18 protein-coding genes and 1 pseudogene are annotated in these 18,817 nt (G+C 56.6%); 14 read left to right on the top strand and 5 right to left on the bottom strand.

The window, feature by feature from the left end; genetic code table 11:
• The first annotated feature begins 5 nt into the window (after positions 1-5).
• From LOY67_RS13490 to LOY67_RS13540, 11 genes are all read left to right on the top strand, one after another.
• Positions 6-656 (top strand): TetR/AcrR family transcriptional regulator, encoded by a 651-nt coding sequence (locus LOY67_RS13490; RefSeq protein ID WP_265067641.1) that lies wholly within the window; start codon positions 6-8, stop codon positions 654-656.
• A gap of 27 nt (positions 657-683) precedes the next feature.
• Positions 684-2,255 (top strand): class I adenylate-forming enzyme family protein, encoded by a 1,572-nt coding sequence (locus tag LOY67_RS13495; RefSeq protein WP_265067642.1) that lies wholly within the window; start codon positions 684-686, stop codon positions 2,253-2,255.
• A 6-nt stretch (positions 2,256-2,261) separates the two neighbouring features.
• Positions 2,262-3,809, top strand: a complete 1,548-nt coding sequence (locus LOY67_RS13500; protein ID WP_265067643.1) for an acyl-CoA carboxylase subunit beta — start codon at positions 2,262-2,264, stop codon at positions 3,807-3,809.
• A gap of 11 nt (positions 3,810-3,820) precedes the next feature.
• Complete coding sequence (locus LOY67_RS13505) at positions 3,821-5,512, top strand: ABC transporter permease subunit (protein ID WP_265067644.1); 1,692 nt, start codon at positions 3,821-3,823, stop codon at positions 5,510-5,512.
• Between the two features lie 17 nt (positions 5,513-5,529).
• The gene (locus LOY67_RS13510) at positions 5,530-6,705 is read left to right on the top strand and encodes a thiolase C-terminal domain-containing protein (protein ID WP_265067645.1); all 1,176 of its coding nucleotides are present in this window, start codon (positions 5,530-5,532) and stop codon (positions 6,703-6,705) included.
• Entirely contained in the window at positions 6,705-7,109 is a 405-nt protein-coding gene (locus LOY67_RS13515; protein WP_265067646.1) for a Zn-ribbon domain-containing OB-fold protein, read from the top strand. The genes LOY67_RS13510 and LOY67_RS13515 overlap by 1 nt, the downstream gene beginning before the upstream one ends.
• Complete coding sequence (locus LOY67_RS13520) at positions 7,110-7,553, top strand: MaoC family dehydratase (RefSeq protein ID WP_265067647.1); 444 nt, start codon at positions 7,110-7,112, stop codon at positions 7,551-7,553.
• Entirely contained in the window at positions 7,553-8,290 is a 738-nt protein-coding gene (locus LOY67_RS13525; RefSeq protein ID WP_265067648.1) for an SDR family NAD(P)-dependent oxidoreductase, read from the top strand. The genes LOY67_RS13520 and LOY67_RS13525 overlap by 1 nt, the downstream gene beginning before the upstream one ends.
• 296 nt (positions 8,291-8,586) lie before the next feature.
• Complete coding sequence (locus LOY67_RS13530) at positions 8,587-9,972, top strand: NAD(P)/FAD-dependent oxidoreductase (RefSeq protein WP_265067649.1); 1,386 nt, start codon at positions 8,587-8,589, stop codon at positions 9,970-9,972.
• Between the two features lie 15 nt (positions 9,973-9,987).
• Positions 9,988-10,332, top strand: a complete 345-nt coding sequence (locus LOY67_RS13535) for a cupin domain-containing protein (RefSeq protein ID WP_053157960.1) — start codon at positions 9,988-9,990, stop codon at positions 10,330-10,332.
• A 209-nt stretch (positions 10,333-10,541) separates the two neighbouring features.
• Positions 10,542-11,579, top strand: coding sequence for an ABC transporter substrate-binding protein (locus LOY67_RS13540; RefSeq protein WP_265067650.1), 1,038 nt, complete (start codon positions 10,542-10,544; stop codon positions 11,577-11,579).
• Positions 11,580-12,086: 507 nt separating this feature from the next.
• Here the strand turns inward: LOY67_RS13540 and LOY67_RS13545 are convergent.
• The gene (locus LOY67_RS13545; RefSeq protein ID WP_265067651.1) at positions 12,087-12,980 is read right to left on the bottom strand and encodes a LysR family transcriptional regulator; all 894 of its coding nucleotides are present in this window, start codon (positions 12,978-12,980) and stop codon (positions 12,087-12,089) included.
• Positions 12,981-13,147: 167 nt separating this feature from the next.
• Between LOY67_RS13545 and LOY67_RS13550 the strand changes: the two genes are divergently transcribed.
• Together LOY67_RS13550 and LOY67_RS13555 are read left to right on the top strand one after the other, a co-directional pair.
• Positions 13,148-14,017: an SDR family oxidoreductase gene (locus LOY67_RS13550; protein WP_265067652.1), complete on the top strand. Its 870-nt coding sequence runs from the start codon at positions 13,148-13,150 to the stop codon at positions 14,015-14,017.
• Between the two features lie 161 nt (positions 14,018-14,178).
• On the top strand, positions 14,179-15,120 hold the full coding sequence (locus LOY67_RS13555) for a LysR substrate-binding domain-containing protein (RefSeq protein WP_265067653.1): 942 nt from the start codon (positions 14,179-14,181) through the stop codon (positions 15,118-15,120).
• Positions 15,121-15,161: 41 nt separating this feature from the next.
• Here the strand turns inward: LOY67_RS13555 and LOY67_RS13560 are convergent, their stop codons facing one another.
• A complete protein-coding gene (locus LOY67_RS13560; RefSeq protein ID WP_265067654.1) occupies positions 15,162-15,830 on the bottom strand; it encodes an FMN-dependent NADH-azoreductase in 669 nt (222 codons plus the stop codon).
• Positions 15,831-15,948: 118 nt separating this feature from the next.
• Between LOY67_RS13560 and LOY67_RS13565 the strand changes: the two are divergent.
• Positions 15,949-16,274: pseudogene (locus LOY67_RS13565) on the top strand (hypothetical protein); the annotation flags it as partial.
• On the opposite strand, the gene choX reads toward LOY67_RS13565, so the two are convergent.
• The 3 genes from choX to LOY67_RS13580 all read right to left on the bottom strand — a co-directional run bounded on the left by choX (position 16,232) and on the right by LOY67_RS13580 (position 18,784).
• Positions 16,232-17,227 carry a choline ABC transporter substrate-binding protein gene (gene choX, locus LOY67_RS13570; protein ID WP_265067655.1) on the bottom strand — a complete coding sequence of 332 codons (996 nt, stop codon included), beginning with the start codon at positions 17,225-17,227 and terminating at the stop codon, positions 16,232-16,234. The pseudogene LOY67_RS13565 and the gene choX overlap by 43 nt on opposite strands.
• Before the next feature lie 97 nt (positions 17,228-17,324).
• Positions 17,325-17,798, bottom strand: coding sequence for a thioesterase family protein (locus LOY67_RS13575; RefSeq protein WP_265067656.1), 474 nt, complete (start codon positions 17,796-17,798; stop codon positions 17,325-17,327).
• Positions 17,799-17,830: 32 nt separating this feature from the next.
• Positions 17,831-18,784 carry a PDR/VanB family oxidoreductase gene (locus LOY67_RS13580; protein WP_265067657.1) on the bottom strand — a complete coding sequence of 318 codons (954 nt, stop codon included), beginning with the start codon at positions 18,782-18,784 and terminating at the stop codon, positions 17,831-17,833.
• Positions 18,785-18,817 lie beyond the last annotated feature (33 nt).

The following is an 18,817-nucleotide window of genomic DNA, read 5'->3' on the forward strand; positions in this document are numbered from 1 at the left end:
CGATTATGCCTAGAATTGTGGATCACGAAGAAAGACGCCGCCAAATCTGCGATGTGTTACTTGACGTTGTTGCCGAGGTCGGCATAGCTGATGCAACTATCCGAGGTGTGGCGGCGCGTTCAGCATGGTCTGTAGGTGTAATCGGTCACTATTTTGCAAATCGTCATGATTTGTTGCTGGGAGGGCTCCGGCGTGCGGCCGAAATACTGGCTGAGCATAACACCCGTATCCTGTCCTCCCTTCAGGGAATCCAGGCACTGGAACAAATACTGGAGGGTAGTATTCCGCTGGATGGCCGCCGATTGGCGTTAAGTCGAATTTTTTTCTTCTTCTACATCGAGGCGATGAATGATGAAGTGCTCCGTCAGGAAGTGGAAAGCTACTTGTTTGGCTGGAGAAAGTCCGTAGCCCGCGCCATCCACCAGGCACAGGACATAGGTGATTTACCAGCAGAACTTGATCCAAAACAAATTTGTGCTGATCTAGTGGGATTAGCCGATGGGTTGAGCATGCATGCCCTGTTAGACAGTCGAGTCATGTTGCGTCTACGCGAGCAATCACCGGTTAGATTCTGGATTCGTCGTTTAATAGATCATTCCGTGGCAAGCGAAGTTGGCAAGGATAATCAAACTTCCAAATTAGCGATGGCCCCGTAATTAAAATATTTGCGTGAGAGCAGTAAGATGACGCTTGCAAACACCTCGATTTCTGGCTGGACCGTTTCGTCTATCCTGGGGGATTTCGGCCCACAGGCATTACACCGTCCAGACAAATTGGCCATGGTTTGGGAACATGGCTCCAGGACATATGGCGAATTGAGAAGCCGTGCGCTTCGGTTAGCTAATGCGCTGCGCGAACTCGGTTTGGAAACGGGGGATCGAGTGGGCACATTGATGTTCAATCGGGGCGAGATATTCGAACTGTATTTTGCATGCGCCTATGCCGGCTTGACCTTGGTACCCATTGGTTTTCGACTCACGGCGACGGAAATCGCGTCCATCGCCGGCGATTGTGAGGCGAAGGTGATTTTTACTGAAACCGAGCTCAGTGGTGTCCTTGGTGATGCGATTGAACAGTTGAGTTACCGCCCGAAGGTCATCGCGCTGAGTGCTACCGAAGGGGGGGAGCGGTACGAACGGCTTGTAAACGATGCGGCACAAATCAAGGTGCCATTCGCAACTGATATCCAGATGATTTTGTATACGTCTGGCACCACCGGAAAACCCAAGGGCGTGGTGATGCGCTCGGTAGCCGTGATGTGGGCTGCAATGCAACAGGTCACCCAGATACGAGGCCTGGATGACCGTGCGGTCATGCTGTTGAACGCGCCCATGTACAACACTGCAGCGATGAATGAAAGTTCAATCCCCACCTTTCTGGTTGGCGGAACAGTCGCAATACTTCCCAGTCGAGGCTGGACGGCGGAACGATTTGCCGAGTGCATTGATAAATGGCAGGTGACGCACGCTTTGGTATTTCCCTCCATGTTTCGAACAATGATCGAAGCTGATGATAAAAGTGCACTTGCACTGGGATCCATGAAGTGGTGGTACACCGGTGGCGAGAACTGTCCGCCCGCGTTGATCGCGGAGGCTCGTCGTCGCTGGCCGCATGTTCAGATGTCCATTATTTACGGGTCTACCGAGTCAGGAATGCCCACCTTGATTGAGGGGGACGATATAGACCTGCACCCAGGTTCAGTAGGTCGTTGCGTACCCGGTCAATCGATCCGTTTGTTGGATCTGGATGGGAACGAAGTACCAACCGGTGGCGTGGGTGACGTCTGGACTTCAGGACCAGCCGTTATGACCAATTACTGGAAAGCTCCTGAACTGGATGCCGAAACAATCAAGGATGGCTGGTTAAAAATTGGCGACCTCGCGCGCATGGACGAAGAGGGGTGGATTTACATCGTGGGTCGCAGCAAGGATCTGATCATTTCCAAAGGCCAGAATATTTACCCCGCTGAAATTGAAAATGTTATCCGCCAGTTTCCAGCGGTTCTGGACGTTGCCGTTGTTGGGCTTCCTGATGAAGAGTTTGGCGAGAGCGTCTGTGCCGCGATTGTCCTGCGGGAAAATACTGATGCCGGCAAAGAAGAAATCATGAACTTTGTCTTGTCCAGGCTGGCATCTTACAAGAAGCCAAGACACATTGTTTTCATGGCCGATTTTCCAATTAAGAACTCAACTAAAGTTGATAAAAAAGAATTGTCGAAAATCTGTGCTGATCAACTTTTTGCTCAAGTAAGGTAAAACAAAATGTCACTTACTCCGCATCCTGAATGGGAATCGCTCCTCGAAGAGTTTAATCGCCGTCGCGAGATAGCACTTGCCGGCAGCGGCCCAGAGAGAATCGCTCGGGAACATCGCTATGGGCGATCTACTGCCCGAGAGCGCATTCTGAAATTGGCAGACGCTGAAACGTTCGTGGAGTTTGGCACTTTCGTTGTCACCCCAACCAGCGATGGCTCACCACTGGCGTCAACCTTCGTATGTGGGATTTGCGAAATCGATGGCCGTCCAGTCGCGGTCGGCGCGGAGGATTACAGCGTCGAAGGTGGAGGGACAGGGGTACACCTTGCGCGATACAAGGGGGGTTGGGGGGGATTCATAGAGGAGTTTGCCTTTGGCTACCAGATCCCCCTGATCATGCTTATCAATGGGGTGGGTGGTTCGGTGATTCTCCAGGATGCAATCGGTTACCCCGAACTGCAATCCGCCAACCCGACGTTTCCCATGTTCGATTTGCTTCATAAGGTACCGGTCCTTGCCGCCGTGCTGGGGCCAACGGCCGGCAGCTCCGCTGCACGGGCGCATATCTCCCATTTCTCGGTCATGACCAAGGATAACGGCTGTCTGTTTGCGGGTGGTCCTCCTATGGTGAAACAAGCCATCGGCCTGGAAATCGACAAATTTGCGCTGGGGGGTGCCGATGTTCACACACGCAGTTCCGGCCTGATCGATAACGAGGTGGCAAACGAAGATGAGGCGTTGCTTGCAATCAAGCGGATGCTGGAATTCTTGCCTGATAACGTTTCGAGTTATCCCGCCATCAAGCGTGACTGGGCGGCAGGTGATCAGGAGCGCCTCCTGAGCATCGTCTCGCCAAGTCTCAGGCGTGCCTTTGATGCGCACGCAATGATCAATTGTATCGTCGATGAAGGCAGCTTTTTTGAAGTTGCGCCGAACTATGGCCGTTCACTGCGTACAGGCTTTGCGCGAATCGAGGGGCACACGGTGGGAATCCTCGCGTCGGACTGCCGCTTCATGGCCGGTTCGCTGGACGTTCCTTCATCATTGAAACAGCAGAAGTTTGTCGAATTGTGTGATCGATTCCATGTACCCATCACGTATTTCGTCGACGTCCCCGGCTTCTTGGTCGGGCCTAAATCGGAAGAGGCCGGGGTGCTCAAATTTGGCGCCTTGGCGCTGCGAGCCATCCAGCAGGCGAAGGTCCCTGTCTACACCATCCAGGTTCGTCGCTCATTCGGTTTGGGCGGTGTGGCGACAGGCAGCCGCAACCCTATGAGTGTCAGGCTCGCCTGGCCGAGCGCGGCTTGGGGCGACATGCCGATCGAAGGGGGTGTCGAGGCGGCGTTCCGAGCAGAGCTGGACGCCGTCAAGCCCGAAGAGCGCGCAGAGCTTAAAGAAGCGCTCACCAAACGTTTCGAAGCGCAGACCTCCATCTGGCGAACGGTAGAAAACTTCGGCGTCGAGGAGATGATTGATCCCCGGGACACCCGTAACTATCTTGCGCGGTTGGTTAGCCTGGCCTATCGAGTCCCGCTCAACTCGTCTCAAGTTTGACGGAGTCCGTGATGGCGACGATATCTGCATTAGCGACGCCCCGCGGGGCACTGACGAGGTTGGCATTGCTGGCGCCACCTTTATTGATCATGTTCTTCTCGCTGGCATGGCCGCTTGCAAACGTTCTTCTTCGAAGTTTCAACGAGAAGGGCAAGGCGGCCTTTGAAGGAACGTTGTATCTGGGGAATTATCTCGCGCTCGTTCAGGATGAACTGTTGCGCCAGGTGGTTATGCAAAGCTTGAACCTGGCGATTCTGTCCACCACGATCACCATTCTGCTGGCCTTTCCAGCGGCGTACATTATTTCAAGATTGTCCAAGCGATTGTCTTCCTTGATGATGGTGCTGATATTGATGCCTTTCTGGGTTTCAATCATCGTCAGGTTGTTCGCTTTTACAACAATTCTGGGTAATGAGGGGATAGTCAACTCCATTGCCGGGGCAATGGGGGTAGGGCCATTTCCACTTCTTTATAATACATTTGCGACTGTGACCGGGATGGTGGCTTATCTTTTGCCCTATATGATCCTGATCTTGATTTCTGCGATGAGTTCTATAGACACCTCGCTGTTGACCGCCGCGCGCACCATGGGTGCGTCGGAACGACGGGTGTTCGCCGATATTTACTTTCCGCAAGTCAAGCCGGCATTGTTAGGCGGCGGCGTTATCGTATTTGTGCTTTCCCTTGGGTTTTTCTTGACGCCTTCCATTTTGGGCGGCCCCCAAGACATTACCATTCCGGTATTCATCCAGCAGCAGGTTCAGGTTTATCAGTGGGGGAAAGCTGCCTCCATGGGAATTGTTCTTCTGATCGCTTCAGTTATCGGCTACATGGTTGCATTGCGAATCGGCGGCAAGGGTATGCTTTCACCTGTACAGCAGGGTTCCAGAGGCGCTACTGCAAGGGATCCGTTGCAGCTTACCCCGGTAACCATGATGTGCCTGTTTGTCCTATGTATGGACGTCATCCTGTTAATTTTGCCATTACTGGTCGTGATACCGACGTCTGTAACGGAAACTACGCAGATCCACTTTCCACCTGTCGGCTTCAGCCTTAAATGGTTTGAAGAGGTGTTTACTTCCGATATCTGGATGGAGTCGTTTTTCAAGAGTGTGCGCGTTGCGTTCATGACCGCTCTCTGTGCGACTGTCTGCGGTTTGGCGTTGGCACGGGTGGGAACGCAAACGGCTTCTCGCATGCTTCAAACAACCATACAAGTGGTAGCGATAGCTCCGCTCATTGTGCCCGTCATACTATTGGGTATCGGTATTTATGACGTTCAAAGCAGAACAGGTTTGATCGGTACGGACATGGGGCTGGTGATTGCCCATACGATTCTTTGCATGCCGCTGACCTTCCTGGTTCTAGGGAATGCAATTTCGAGAGTGGATATATCGCTTGAACAGGCAGCCTGGACAATGGGGGCCGGTAATGCACGCGCTTTTTTCTCGATCGTTATTCCGGGCGTATTCACCGCGATTCTGGGCTCTCTCATTATTTCGTTTGTGACGTCTTGGGACGAAGCCGTATTGGCAATGTTTCAGACAGATATTGATAAAACGTTGCCTGTAACAATTTATTCCTACCTGAAGAGCGGCATTACACCCGCCGTGTCTGCGGTAGCAACCATTGTGACATTGCCTGTTCTTCTCATCGCGGCCTACATCGCAATCAAGGCAGTTACAGGTGCCCGCCGTATTTAATGAGTTGGAGAAAGAAGATGCCGATTGAAAAATTTCCCAGCGGTACTTCCAGTATCGTAGGCGCTTTTGAGTCGCCTCGGCGCAAGGCGCCAGGGATACATCCCTATCAGATTCATGCCGAGGTCATTGCGGGCGCCCTGGATGACGCAGGGTTGACCCTGGACGACGTCGATGGCTTCGCCACCGCAGCAACCTTTCCCGCAGAGGCGGGCTGGCAGCTCAGTGCGGTGGAGATTGCCGAGTACGTGGGCATCAAGCCCTCCTGGGTCTGCAGCACCGATATTGGTGGGGCTGCCCCGTTGAGTCATGTAGGCAATGCTGTGGCTGCAATCCAGGCAGGACTTTGTGAGGTGGTAGTCATCAGCTATGCCTCGTCAGGAAGATCGTGGCCGCTTCCTGCGACGGACTTCAATACCGGACAGACTGGACCGGGACAATTCGAAGTGCCCTACGGCATGTCCACCATTTCGGCCTACGCATTGGCAGCCACACGGTATATGCATGCTTATGGCGTTCGTCCGGAACAACTTGCCCAGGTTGCGGTGCAGGCCCGTGCGAATGCGAGTCTCAACCCGCACGCCATGTATCGGGATCCGATCACCGTTGACGATGTGATGTCGTCGGCCATGATTTCCACTCCTTTGCGCAAACTTGATTGCTGTGTCGTGTCGGACTCCGGCGGCGCGATTGTCGTTACCTCACGCCAAAGAGCACAAGACACACGCAATGGCGGGCCCACCGTCCTGGGATTCGGCGAGGCCATCAGTCACGGTCAAATGAATCAAATGGCCGATCTGACAACCACCTGCGCAGAGCACTCCGGACGACGGGCTTTCGCCAGCGCAGGTTTGCGTCCGGAGGATATTCGAGTCGCCCAGCTTTACGATTCCTTCACCATCACGGTGGCGCTTACCCTGGAGGCGCTTGGCTTTGTAGGCCGAGGAGAAGCGGGCGCTTTCATCGCAGAAGGTGGTATCAGCCCAACCGGACGTCTCCCGATCAACACCGATGGTGGTGGACTCTCGTCCAACCACTCCGGCCGTCGCGGCATGTACGCAGTTATCGAAGCTGTTCGCCAACTTCGTGGAGAGAGCCCAGGCGTGCAGATTGACGCCCCGGAGTTCTGCCTTGTTAACGGTACGGGCGGCTGGCTATCTGCCGCTGCGACACTGATTCTTGGGAGTAATCGATAATGAACCTCACTGATGTCATGCCGGTTCAAGATGCAAACTCTTCAGTCTGGTTTGAGGCTGCGAGCAACGAAAAACTCCTGCTTCAGCGCGACCCACTGACGGGTAAGAGCCAATTTTATCCTCGTGCACACGTCATGGGCGCGCCCGAGCGGACACCTGAATGGTTCGAAGCTTCAGGCAGGGGGACGCTGTATTCGTATTCAGTCGTGCATCGCTCCATACATCCTCAATTTACCGGTATGACACCATTTGTCATTGCTTTGGTGGATCTGGAAGAGGGTGTGCGTGTTACCACATGGATCGTCGATGTTCCGGTCGAACGGTTGCGCTGTGATATGGATGTAAAAGTCGTCTTTCGTGACATTCACAAAGACCTGAAACTGCCATGTTTCACCGAGGCTTAAATGGAAATCACTTTTGACGCTATTGAAGTTGGTTCCGTCTATCAGTCAGCGGGTCGAACGATTACAGAAGCAGATATCGTAAACTTTGCGGGGCTTAGCGGGGATTTCAATCCTCTTCATATGGATGAAGAGTGGGTGCGAGAGAATACCAACTTTCCTTCGCGCATTGCCCACGGGTTGCTCATTCATTCGGTGGGCGAAGGCTTGGCTTGTCAGGAACTGGGTTCCTGGAAAATTCTTGCCTTTCTGGAAACTCAACGTCGAATGATTCGGCCAGTCACTCCTGGCGATCGTATCTGCCAGCACTACACGGTTAAGTTAAAAACGCCAAGCTCCAAAGACCCGGCTCGAGGTGTCGTTCAGGTGGACGTTGTCATTCTTAACCAGAAAGGAGAGCCGGTGCAGGAAGGTTACAACAAGTACTTGATTGGAGGCGGTGAGTGATGCGCGGACTTAATGGGAAAATTATCGTTGTCACCGGAGCCGCTCAAGGTATCGGCCGTGCTACTGCGTTACGGTTGCATGAGGAAGGCGCTAAAGTCGTAGTCGCCGATCGCAATAAAGCTGGAGCGGACTCGGTTGTATCCGAAATCGCTGGACAAGGTGGGGAGGCTTTCGCGGTTGACTTGGATGTGGGAAGTCGCCAGAGCTGGGAAAGCGCAGTTGGCGCTATCGTGGCGACCTATGGGCATATCGACGGGTTGGTGAATAATGCCGGTATTACTCGCGATAGCTCATTGCTGAAGATGACTGACGAGGATTGGGAACTGGTCATTGATGTCAACCTGCGGGGTGCCTGGTTAGGTTGCCAGGTGGCAGTGCCTCATCTCAAGGAGAAAGGTGGTGCCATAGTGAATCTTTCTTCTGAGTCGCGCTGGGGTGCGTTTGGCCAGTCTAATTACTCGGCAGCCAAATCTGGTTTGGTGGGGCTGACCAGAACATTGGCACTTGAACTTGCTCGCTATGGTATCCGAGCGAACGCCGTTGCCCCCGGCACCACGATGACCCCAATGATCGAAGCCGTTCCGGAAAATGTGAGAAAGGACTGGTTGCCTGGTATTCCGCTTCGCCGAGAGGCTGATCCTTCGGAAATTGCGTCGTCCATTGTGTTTTTGCTATCTGATGATGCGAGTTACATTACCGGACAAGTCCTTGGGGTAAACGGCGGGTCGGCGCTTTAACGCCTGTTCGAGGCAAGTCCGGATACGCTGTATTTAGTAACGATTTAAGCTGACTATTGGGTGAGCTTTGATCGAGGCTTGCAGGTTCTTAATTAAGTGAAAAATCGAAACGCGGATACTTTTCGCCGCGATCGACTGTGGGCGAAATCAACGTTATCAAAGGGGCGGCGATGAGCAACAAAGCGATTCATATCTTTGTACGAAGCCCCCCGTGCATTTGCATTGAATAGACAATTGTTTACTCCGGCTCATGGGCTGAATGTAGCTCTATCAATCGCTGTTAATGGAATTCGTAAATGAAACGTTCCTTATGGTTGGAGGAAATTGCCTCCGAGCTGACTCCGCTGCCTGCCTTGGAAGGCAATCTGTCCGTGGATGTCGCCATCGTCGGCGGTGGCTTCGTTGGGCTTTGGACAGCCTTGCAGTTGCTGGAAAAAGATCCGGCTTGCCGGATTGCGATCATCGACCAGGATATCTGTGGTGGCGGCGCCTCCGGTCGCAATGGGGGCTTCGTCATGTCCTGGTGGCCGAAGATCAGTTCGCTGTCGGCCCAATGCGGCAAGGACGAGGCGGTGCGCCTGGCGCGCGCCTCGGCGGCGGCCATCGGTGAGATCGAGGCGTTCTGCGCGGCCCACGGGATCGACGCTCATTTTCGTCGCGCCGGCTGGCTGTGGACGGCCACCAGCGATGCTCAGCGGGGTGCGTGGAACGATGTCCTGCAGACCTGCCAGCGACTTGGCGAAGCGGTGTACATGCCGTTGTCCAATCGCGAAGTCGCCCGTCGAACCGGCTCGCCGATGCATCTGGAAGGCGTGCTGGAGATCAGCAACGCCACCGTGCAACCGGCACGCTTGGTGCGCGGCCTGCGGCGTGTGGCGTTAGAGAAGGGCATCAAGATCTTCGAGAACACCCCCATGATTGGCCTGGAACGTGGCAAGCCTGCGGTGTTGCAGGTGCCGAAGGGGCGGATTGTTGCGCAGAGTGTCGTGCTGGCCAACAACGCGTGGGCGGCGGCGATCCCGGAGCTGCGCCGCACGATCCTGCCGGTGACCAGCACGATTGTCGCGACCGCGCCGATTCCCGATCGCCTGGAGTCGATTGGCTGGACAGGCGGCGAGGCCATTACCGATTCGCAATTGATGGTCGACTACTACCGCACCACCCAGGACGGGCGAATCGCGTTCGGCAAGGGCACCGGGATGATCAGCTACGGCAGCCGGGTGGATGCCAGCTACGACGATAACCCGCAACTCAGCCAGGACACCGAGCAGGATTTCCGACGCACTTATCCGCATCTCAGTGACGTACCGGTTACGCATGCTTGGTGCGGTCCCATCGACCGGACGTTCGATAGCCTTCCGGTGTTTGGTCATTTGGAGGGCGCTCCGAACATCGTGTACGGCATTGGCTGGAGCGGCAATGGCGTGGGGCCGAGCCGTCTGGGCGGCCGCATTCTCGCCAGCCTGGCGCTGGGGCTGGATGACGAATGGAGCCACTGTGGGTTGGTCGGGCGCAAGCCGAAGCTGTTTCCCCCGGAGCCGTTTCGATATGTCGGCGGGTTGATGGTGCGCAGTGCGGTGCAGCGTAAGGAAGCGGCCGAAGCGGACAATCGCAGCCCTGCCTGGCTGGACCGTGCACTCGCTGGCCTGGCGCCGGCGGGATTGGAAGACAAGAACCTATAAACCAAGGAGACCGTTATGCCGCAACCGATTGTGTTGGCGAGTACCGCCGATCTTGCCCTGCCTGCCGCTGTCCCGGTACGCGAACCCATCGACAGTCCCGTGGCGAGCACCGCTACCCATGCCGTGGAGGGACCGGACGGCCTGCTGACCGGTGTCTGGGAGTGTTCACCGGGACGCTGGCGTCGCCAGGTGCTGGCGCGTGAGTTCAGTCATTTCGTTGCCGGTCACTGTGTTTTCATTCCGGACGAAGGCGAGCCCATCGAGCTGCGGGCCGGCGATGCGGTGTTGTTCCCGGCGAACTGTCACGGCGTCTGGGACATCCGCGAAACCGTGCGCAAGAGTTTCGTGATCATGCCGTGAGTCCGGCAACCGGGATGCCTTCATCCGTTTGGTGGAGGCTCTTGTACGGACGTATGAGCGCTGGCGTTCAAATCATTGTTCAGCCTAATTGTCGGGCACTGCCCTGGTCTTCAAAACTGGACGTCGGCGTACCGGGTCAGCGACCAAGCTCGCACCCGGCGCTGCCTCCCCGCGTGGGAGGCTTTCCAGGCTCATCGGAGACAATAACAATGCAGAAAATCCTGAGTACCACACTCACACTGGCCCTGGGCTGTGCCGCCGCCATGCAAGCGCATGCCGACCTGACCGTTGTGTCCCACGGTGGTGCCAACAAGGTCGCGCAGGTCAAGGCCTTCTACGAGCCTTACATGCAGAAGACCGGCAGTCGTATCGTTGCCGATGAATTCAACGGTGAAATGGCGAAAATCAAGGTGCAGGTCGATACCGGCAGCGTCTCCTGGGATGTTGTCGAGATGGAAATGCCCGAGCTGGCCCGCGCGTGTGACCAAGGCATGCTGGAGGAAATCGGCACTCAGCCGGAGATCGCCAAACTTGCCCCCGACCTTCTGGAAGGTGCTGTGCAGCCGTGTGGAGTGGGCTTCTTCGTGTGGTCGACAGTGCTCGCCTACAACGCTGAAAAACTCAAGACAGCACCGGCCGGCTGGGTGGATTTCTGGGATACCGAAAAATTTCCCGGCAAGCGTGGCTTGCGCAAGGGCGCCATGTACACCCTGGAGTTCGCCTTGATGGCTGACGGTGTCGCACCCCAGGATGTCTACAAAGTGCTCGGCACCCGCGAAGGGCAGGATCGCGCTTTTCACAAACTCGACCAATTGAAACCGAACATCCAGTGGTGGGAAGCAGGCGCACAGCCGCCGCAATACCTGGCTTCCGGTGACGTCGTGATGAGCTCGGCCTACAACGGTCGCATCGCCGCGGTGCAGAACGAGAGCAGCCTGCGCGTGGTCTGGAATGGCGGTATCTACGACATGGATGCCTTTGCCATTCCCAAAGGCGCGACCAACGCCCAGGAGGGCCTGCGCTTTATCCAGTTCATCTTGCAAACCGACGCTCAGAAAGCCTACGCCCAACAGATTGCCTACGGACCGGTGAACCGCGCCGCCGTGCCGCTGGTGGATGCCTCGCGCCGTAGCAACATGCCCACCGACGAGACCAACCTGGCCAGGCAAGTGGCAATGAATGCGGCGTTCTGGGCTGACCATGGCGATCAGTTGGAACAGCGTTTCAACGCCTGGGCTGCCAAGTAACAAGGGCCGCTCCAGTCCCGGACTGGGGCTGTTTTGTGTATCGATGGAGGAGGGGGCCGCGCGGCTGCGGCGGCCCTGATGTTTACTTGCATAAACACACGTCTGGCTCGCACGTTTAAAGACAACCGGCGTTACGCCCAAAGGGCTACGACACCTTGCGTCGTTCCTTACGCATGCGTCAGAATCCGCCGGCTTGTGCGCCTTGCCCCCGGCCTCTATCGTTTCCCTGCCACTGCCCATCAGTGGTCGGGTTTAGTAGCCCGGATGGTTTTAGAGGTGCATGAGCACCATTCAGTCAGGGTATCCATTCCTGCACTTGATGGCGGTTGTGCGCAGGGCGCTCTCGGGCGCGCCGGCCTTGCTAATTCCTCCGGTCTACTAACCTGCGTACAGCTGCCACCCTTCTTTTAGTAGAGAACGGGTGCGGCCCCAACTCTGGAATTAGACAATTTGCCTGGGTAGTCGCCAGGCAAGGTAGTGAGGGAGCGCTTGCTCCCTTGCTGCATGTCATGTCGCGACAAATGCTGACAGGTCCTGGGACGTGCCCGTAGGGAAGGCTTCTTTCAGATAGTCGAGAAATGCAGACACACGAGCGCTCAATAGCCGTCTCGATGGATAGAGCGCCCAGAGTTCAACCTCCGGACCGTCGATATCGCCCCAATGAACCAGCGTTCCATCACGAATATCACGCTCTACCAGTGAAATGGGCAGGCGTCCGACCCCGACCCCGGCGCGGACTGCATCCCGAACCATGAAGAGCGAAGACAAGCTCAGCACAGGATCCACCGCGATACCTGATCGGCCGGCTGCTGAACGGACACTCCACACGGGCCCCCGGTCGCCGGCCCTGCGTATGACAGCCGCAACAGGCACATTGTCCGTAGGGCGAGCGAGCCTTGGGTTTGCGACGACCACCAGACGGTCGCGCAAGACGATACGTCCGATGAGGTTTTCATCGCTGCTCGGGTTGACTCGAATGATCAGGTCGTAACCTTCCTCGATCATGTCGACGACCCGGTCTTCCGTGGTGATTTCAAGGCGGACTTGCGGATACTTGAGCGCGAAACCGGCTGCAAGTTTGCCCATCCCCGCCTGGGCGAAATACAGCGGCGCGCTGATTCGCAGTGGGCCCCGGGGCCGTTCTCCACCGGATGCAATGGCGGTCACGGTCTCATCGAGTTCGGCAAGCAACGCGCCCGTTCGTTCGAAAAGCGCGCGGCCTTCCTCCGTAAGCTTAAGGGACCTTGTGCCGCGCTCGAACAACCGCAGTTCAAGGCTCTGTTCCAGATCCGCCACCCGACGGGATAGCGTCGCCTTGGGCCGACCGGCAGCGCGGGCAGCGCGACCAAACCCGCCGTGGCGAGCGACAAGATTGAAATCAGCCAACGCCAATAAATCCATGCATTTACCCATAAGCGTGGGGCCTTTTGCCGGTTCAAAAAGCCATTGGGGCGAACGAAGCCAAGTGTTCCATCTATAAGACGATGTGTCCAATTCTGCTGACTATCGGGTGATAATGGAACGATAGATAGTGTCTCCGTCAACCCAAATCCCTACGGAGCATTATCATGACTATCCTCGTTACCGGTGCAACAGGCCGAGTCGGCCGCCAAGTTGTCGAGCAACTTCTCAAGCGTGACGCCGATGTGCGCGTCCTCGTTCGCGATCCTTCCAAGGCACAATTCCCGGCACAGGTGGATGTCGTGCAGGGTGACATGCTTGACATCGACTCGCTTCGACAGGCATTCACCGGCGTTTCCACTTTCTTCCTGCTCAATGCCGTGGCGTCGGACGAATTTACCCAGGCACTTCTTACCCTCAACATCGCTCGCGAGGTGGGCGTCGAGCGGGTCGTCTATCTGTCGGTGCTCAACGCCGATCGCTTCGTGAATGTTCCGCACTTCGCGGTTAAATCAAGCGCCGAGCGGATGATCGAGCAGATGGGCTTCAGTGCGACGATTCTGCGCGCCTCCTATTTCATCGACAACGAAGTGATGATCAAGGATGCCATCGTCAATCACGGGGTGTATCCGATGCCGATTGGCAGCAAGGGTATCGCCATGGTTCACACCCAGGACATCGCTGAAGTAGCCGCCATCGAGCTGGTGCGCAGGGACCAGGCTGCGAATGACCTGCCCATCGAAAAGATCAATCTGGTGGGCCCCGACACCCTGACCGGTTCGAGCGTTGCGGCGATCTGGTCGGATGTGCTGCAACGTCCGGTCATCTACGGCGGCGACGACCCCACCGGCTTCGAACAGAACGTGGCGAACTTCATGCCCAAGTGGATGGCCTATGAGATGCGCCTTATGGCCGAGCGTTATGTCACGGATGGAATGATTCCAGAAACCGGTGACGTGGCCCGTCTGACCCGGATCCTGGGGCGTGAACTGCACGCTTATCGAGACTTCGCTGCCCAGCTTGCGCATGGGGTGTGATCGGACCTGCATGCGTTCTCGTCCCTTCGAGCGTGCGTGATTGCGCTGATCCAGGCGTGTGCTCGCTGAGCGGGGTGTAGTTGAAAAGAAATATGCCACTGTGCCACTGTTGTTTTGGTCGTTGCACGTCGTAAGCCCCCCTCGGGCGCCCGGAGAACACCATGCGCAAAATACCCCCTCTGAATTCCGTGCGAGCATTTGAGGCTGTAGCACGGCACCAGAGTTTTTCCGCCGCAGCGAACGAGCTTTCCGTGACGGTCGCTGCAGTCAGCCATCAAGTGCGGCAGTTGGAAGAAGGCTTGGGGCAAAAGCTCCTGGAAAGAGGGCGGATGGTGACCCTTACGCCTGCCGGAAAAGCGATCTATCCGCTGCTGCGAGAGAGCTTCGACCAGATTGCCCAGGCGTTCGCCCTGTTGGGCGGGGCAAAGGCGGGCGATGCCATTCATGTATCCACCACACGGGCATTCGCCGAGCGTTGGCTCATGCCGCGCCTGGCGAAGTTCAACGAGATTTATCCGAACATCGTGGTGTCCATCCACGCCTCGGAAAAAGTCGTGGATCTGCGTGCTGAAACCATCGACCTGGCGATTCGGTATGGTCCGGTCGATGCCGAGGCACAGGGGCCGGTGCTGTTCGAAGACCGGTTCATCGTCGTCGCAGACGAGCGCATCAGTCCGGTGGAACGCAACGCCACGATCAACGATTTCCATAATCGACCGCTGCTGGCGTTCAAATGGAAAAATCAGGCCCTCCAAGCCCCTGCATGGTCAGCCTGGCTGGCCGGGGTCAAGCACGATGCCTCCGGGGATTTGCGCATTTCCTGGTACAGCGAGGAGACCCTGGCGCTGCATGCACTGGAGCGGGGCCTGGGGCCCTTGTTGTGCAGCGATGTGCTGATTGACGATGAGCTTCGTTCTGGGCGGATCCGACGAGTAGAAGGACCGGTCTTGGCGGGGTTCACCTATTACCTGGTCGACGACAGCCGTGGCAACCCACGGCGCAGCCTGGCGTTGTTCAGGGAATGGCTCCTGGACGAGGCCAGGTCATTCAGGGGAAATGCCCTCGATGACCCGGCTGGAGATCAGCGGTTACTCACCACCTGAGTCGTGCTGGGAGAGCAAGGGCTGGATAGGCGGTGCTCCACTCAAGCCACGGACACCTGGCGTTGGCGTTCCTCGATCATCTGCCGGACCAGCACCGGAACGGCGCCAAATGCATTGGCGATGGCGGCTTCATGGCGAGCGTCGCCAAACTCCTGATAGTCGATGGAAATCATGTGGGTTTCGTTCACACCCAGATAGTGCGCGCAGGTCTGGATGTGTGTGTCCAGATGGTTCATGGACTCGCGAACACCCCCGGGACCAAACCCGAATTCGCCCCGGGACGACAAGATCACCAGTTTCTTGTCCTTCATGATGGGCTCCAACGGGTGGTCACCACGCGCCAGGTCAAAGGTGAAGGTTTTGCCGACTCGAATCACCTTGTCAAACCAGGACTTGAGCGCGGCCGGCATCCCGTAGTTGTACATCGGCGTGCCGAGCACGATGACATCGGCACGATCGATCTCATTGATCAGCTCATCCGAGAGGCGGATTTCCTCGCGTTTCTGCGGCGTCATCTGCTCTTCAGGCGTAAAAGCCGCAGCGATCCAGGCCTCGGTGATGAAGGGCGGCGGGTTGCGACCGACGTCACGGGTGATGACCTGGCTGTCGGCATCGCGCTCCAGCCAGGCCTCGACGAACGCCTGGGACAGTTTACGGCTCAGTGAGCGGTCCGCTCGTGCACTGGCGTCAATGTGAAGAAGAGTGGTCATGTCATGTACCCCGTTAAGCCTGAGGTGGAGTTACCTCAGCGACGGACATAAGTTGGCCACGCTGCTCAGCCGTTCGACTATTGATGTTTATTTGACCGACATCAAATAAAACTCAAGCCCGGCGGGTTTTGCCTTGAAGCTGTGCAACTGGTGGGATCTGGAAGGGGGCAATGACCCGGCGCGGGAGCAGTTCCCCGCCGGTCACGGTGTCCATGCATCCGAGAGGCGGCCGATTTCCGCGCCCGTCACCCGGATGACCGCATGGGATCGGCCCCGGCGCAAGCGTCTGCGGAAAAAGGCCGACAACTGGTGATGCTGTTGTTACGACACCCTCGCAGTGGCAGCACACAATGCTCTGGTCATGCGCTCGAGGCCCGAACGAAGGGCATTCATCGCGTAGTTCATTGCGTCGCCTCTGACTTGACCTGTGCCAGGCCCGCTTGACCATCCCATGTAGACACCTCTGCCTTGACCTGTGCCAGGCCTGGTTGCCCATCCCACGTAGTCACCCCTTCCAGCCAACCGTCGAGCACCTCGGGGTGAGCCTTGATCCATGCGCGTGCGGCGAATTCAGGATCCATCTTGTCATCAAGAATGTTGCCCATGATGTGGTTTTCCATATCCAGGGTAAAACTCAGGTTTTTCAGCAGTTGACCGACATTGGGACACTCGTCGACATAACCTTTGCGCGTACTGGTATAGACCGTGGCATCACCGAAGTCCGGACCAAAATACGCATCGCCGCCGGTGAGGAACTTCATCTTGAAGCGAGTATTCATCGGGTGTGGTTCCCAGCCCAGGAACACGATGGCCTCATTGCGCCGCTGAGCCCGCTCAACCTGTGCCAGCATCCCCGACTCGCTCGACGCAACCACTGAGAACCCCGCGTCCTTCAAACCGAACGCGTTTTCGCTGATCGCTTTGAGGACCGCGTTATTGCCACCGTCGCCAGGCTCAAGACCATATATTTTGCCGTTCAACGCTTCCTTGAACCGCGCGATGTCAGCAAAGTCCTTCAGCCCTTGGTCCCAGAGTGTCTGCGGGACGGCAAGGGTGTACTTCGCGTGCTTCAGGTTGATGCGCACTATGTCGATCTTGCTGGTGTCGCGATAAGGCTTGAGATCCGGCTCCATGGTGGGGAGCCACGTGCCGAGAAATACATCCATGCTCTTGCCCTCGGACAGGGCCTTGAAGGTCAGTGGAACACCGACCAGGGTTGATTTGGTTTGATATCCGAGGCTTTTCATAAGCGTGGTCGCGATCGCGGTCGTGGTCTGGATATCGGTCCAGCCGGGATCGGACAAACGCACCAGGCGACATTGCGCCGGCTCAGCGGCATAGCTGTTCACGGACAATGCAAGGGCGGAGCACAATACTAAACGGAGTACATTTTTCATGACGCAAGTTCCTCTCTGTAGCAGCTAAGCAAGCGGCAGTTTTTGTTATTGCAGAGGTAAAACAGTCTTGTTCTTATCGGTTGAAAAAACGTTGTTGCTAACGGCGGATACCGATCACGCGACCACAATATCCAGGGCGCGGTAGTGATCGATGGGATTCAAAGATCTGGCTCAGATGCCCTTCGACGGAGCCGGCGAACTTTGCCGCGCGGCCTGCCTCGGTGTTGATGTTCATGAGCATCTGTTCGCTGACCGCGAGCAGCACACTGTCGTGGGGGCGATACAGGTGGTGCACGACGTGAAGACGCTTGCTGTCGTAGTCAACCAAATGAGTGAAGACCTGCACCTGGTCATGCAGCTTGGCTTCGCTCAAGTAATTGATGTGCGCTTCGAGTGTGTACAGCGTGTGCCCATGCAGGACACGACCTTCGGCGTCCAGGCCGATGCGGTCCATCAGCGCATCAGTGGCGTGGCTAAACAACAAGAAATAGAAGGCGTCGCGCAGATGGCCGTTGTAGTCGATCCAGTCCTCGATAACCTTCGTCTGATGGATGAGCAGCAGGTTGTTCACGAGTAAATCCTTCCAGAAGTCATTGGTACATCTCAGAGATCGAGAACGAGTGTTTCTGACAGCGAGCGGGAAACGCAGATCATCATCACGTCGTTCTTCCTGCGCTCGGCTGCCGTCAGCACGCTGTCGCGATGGTCGGGTGTGCCTTCCAGAACGCAGATTTCGCATGATGCGCAGGTCCCTTCCCGACATGAACTTTCCAACCGAAGCCCGTTCGCTTCGAGCACCTGAAGAATGCTTTTGTCAGGCGGAACCTCGTAGCTTTTGCCACTGCGGGCAAGCTGAACGGTGAAAGTGCTGGCAGAGGCTGGCGAGGTGGGTTCCTTGGGCGTGAACCACTCGAAATGCACCTGCTCATCCGGGAAACCATTGGCTGCCGCTTCGACTGCAAGCATCAGCGGGGTAGGGCCACAGGTATAGAAATGAACGTCGGGCGATTGCGCTTTGACTGTCGAAGCAATATCGAAAAGGCCGCCCGCTTCATCGTCGGCGTGCAAGGTGACCTTGTCGCCAAAGGCGCGCAGCTCTTCGAGAAAGGCTGCCCGCTGGCGACTACGGGTCAGGTAGTACAGGTGCCATGGACGCTTGTTGGCTTCACACCACTGGATCATCGACCAGATTGGGGTGATGCCGATGCCTCCGGCAAAAAACACAAAGCCAGGCGCGTCTTCTTCCATCGCGAAATTATTGCGTGGCGGGCTGATCTTGAGGGTGTCGCCCACCCGCAGGGACTGGTGCACGTGGCGTGAGCCCCCACGGCTGACAGGCGACAGGCCAACCCCTACACAGTAACGGTGTTGCTCGCGGGCATCGTTGCACAAGGAATACTGACGTACCGTATCGCTCGGCAAATGGAGCTCGATGTGGGCACCGGGCTTGAATGGCGGCAGCGCTTCTCCTGTAGAAGAGCGCAGCTCGACAACCATTACGCCTTTGGCTTCGGCAGTCAGGTCGGTTATTTTTAGAATCATTGCTTCATCAGGCATGGCAAACCTCACGCAATCGCACTGGCAGCTTGG

It is taken from the genome of Pseudomonas sp. B21-056 (genome assembly GCF_026016325.1).
Classification (GTDB): domain Bacteria; phylum Pseudomonadota; class Gammaproteobacteria; order Pseudomonadales; family Pseudomonadaceae; genus Aquipseudomonas.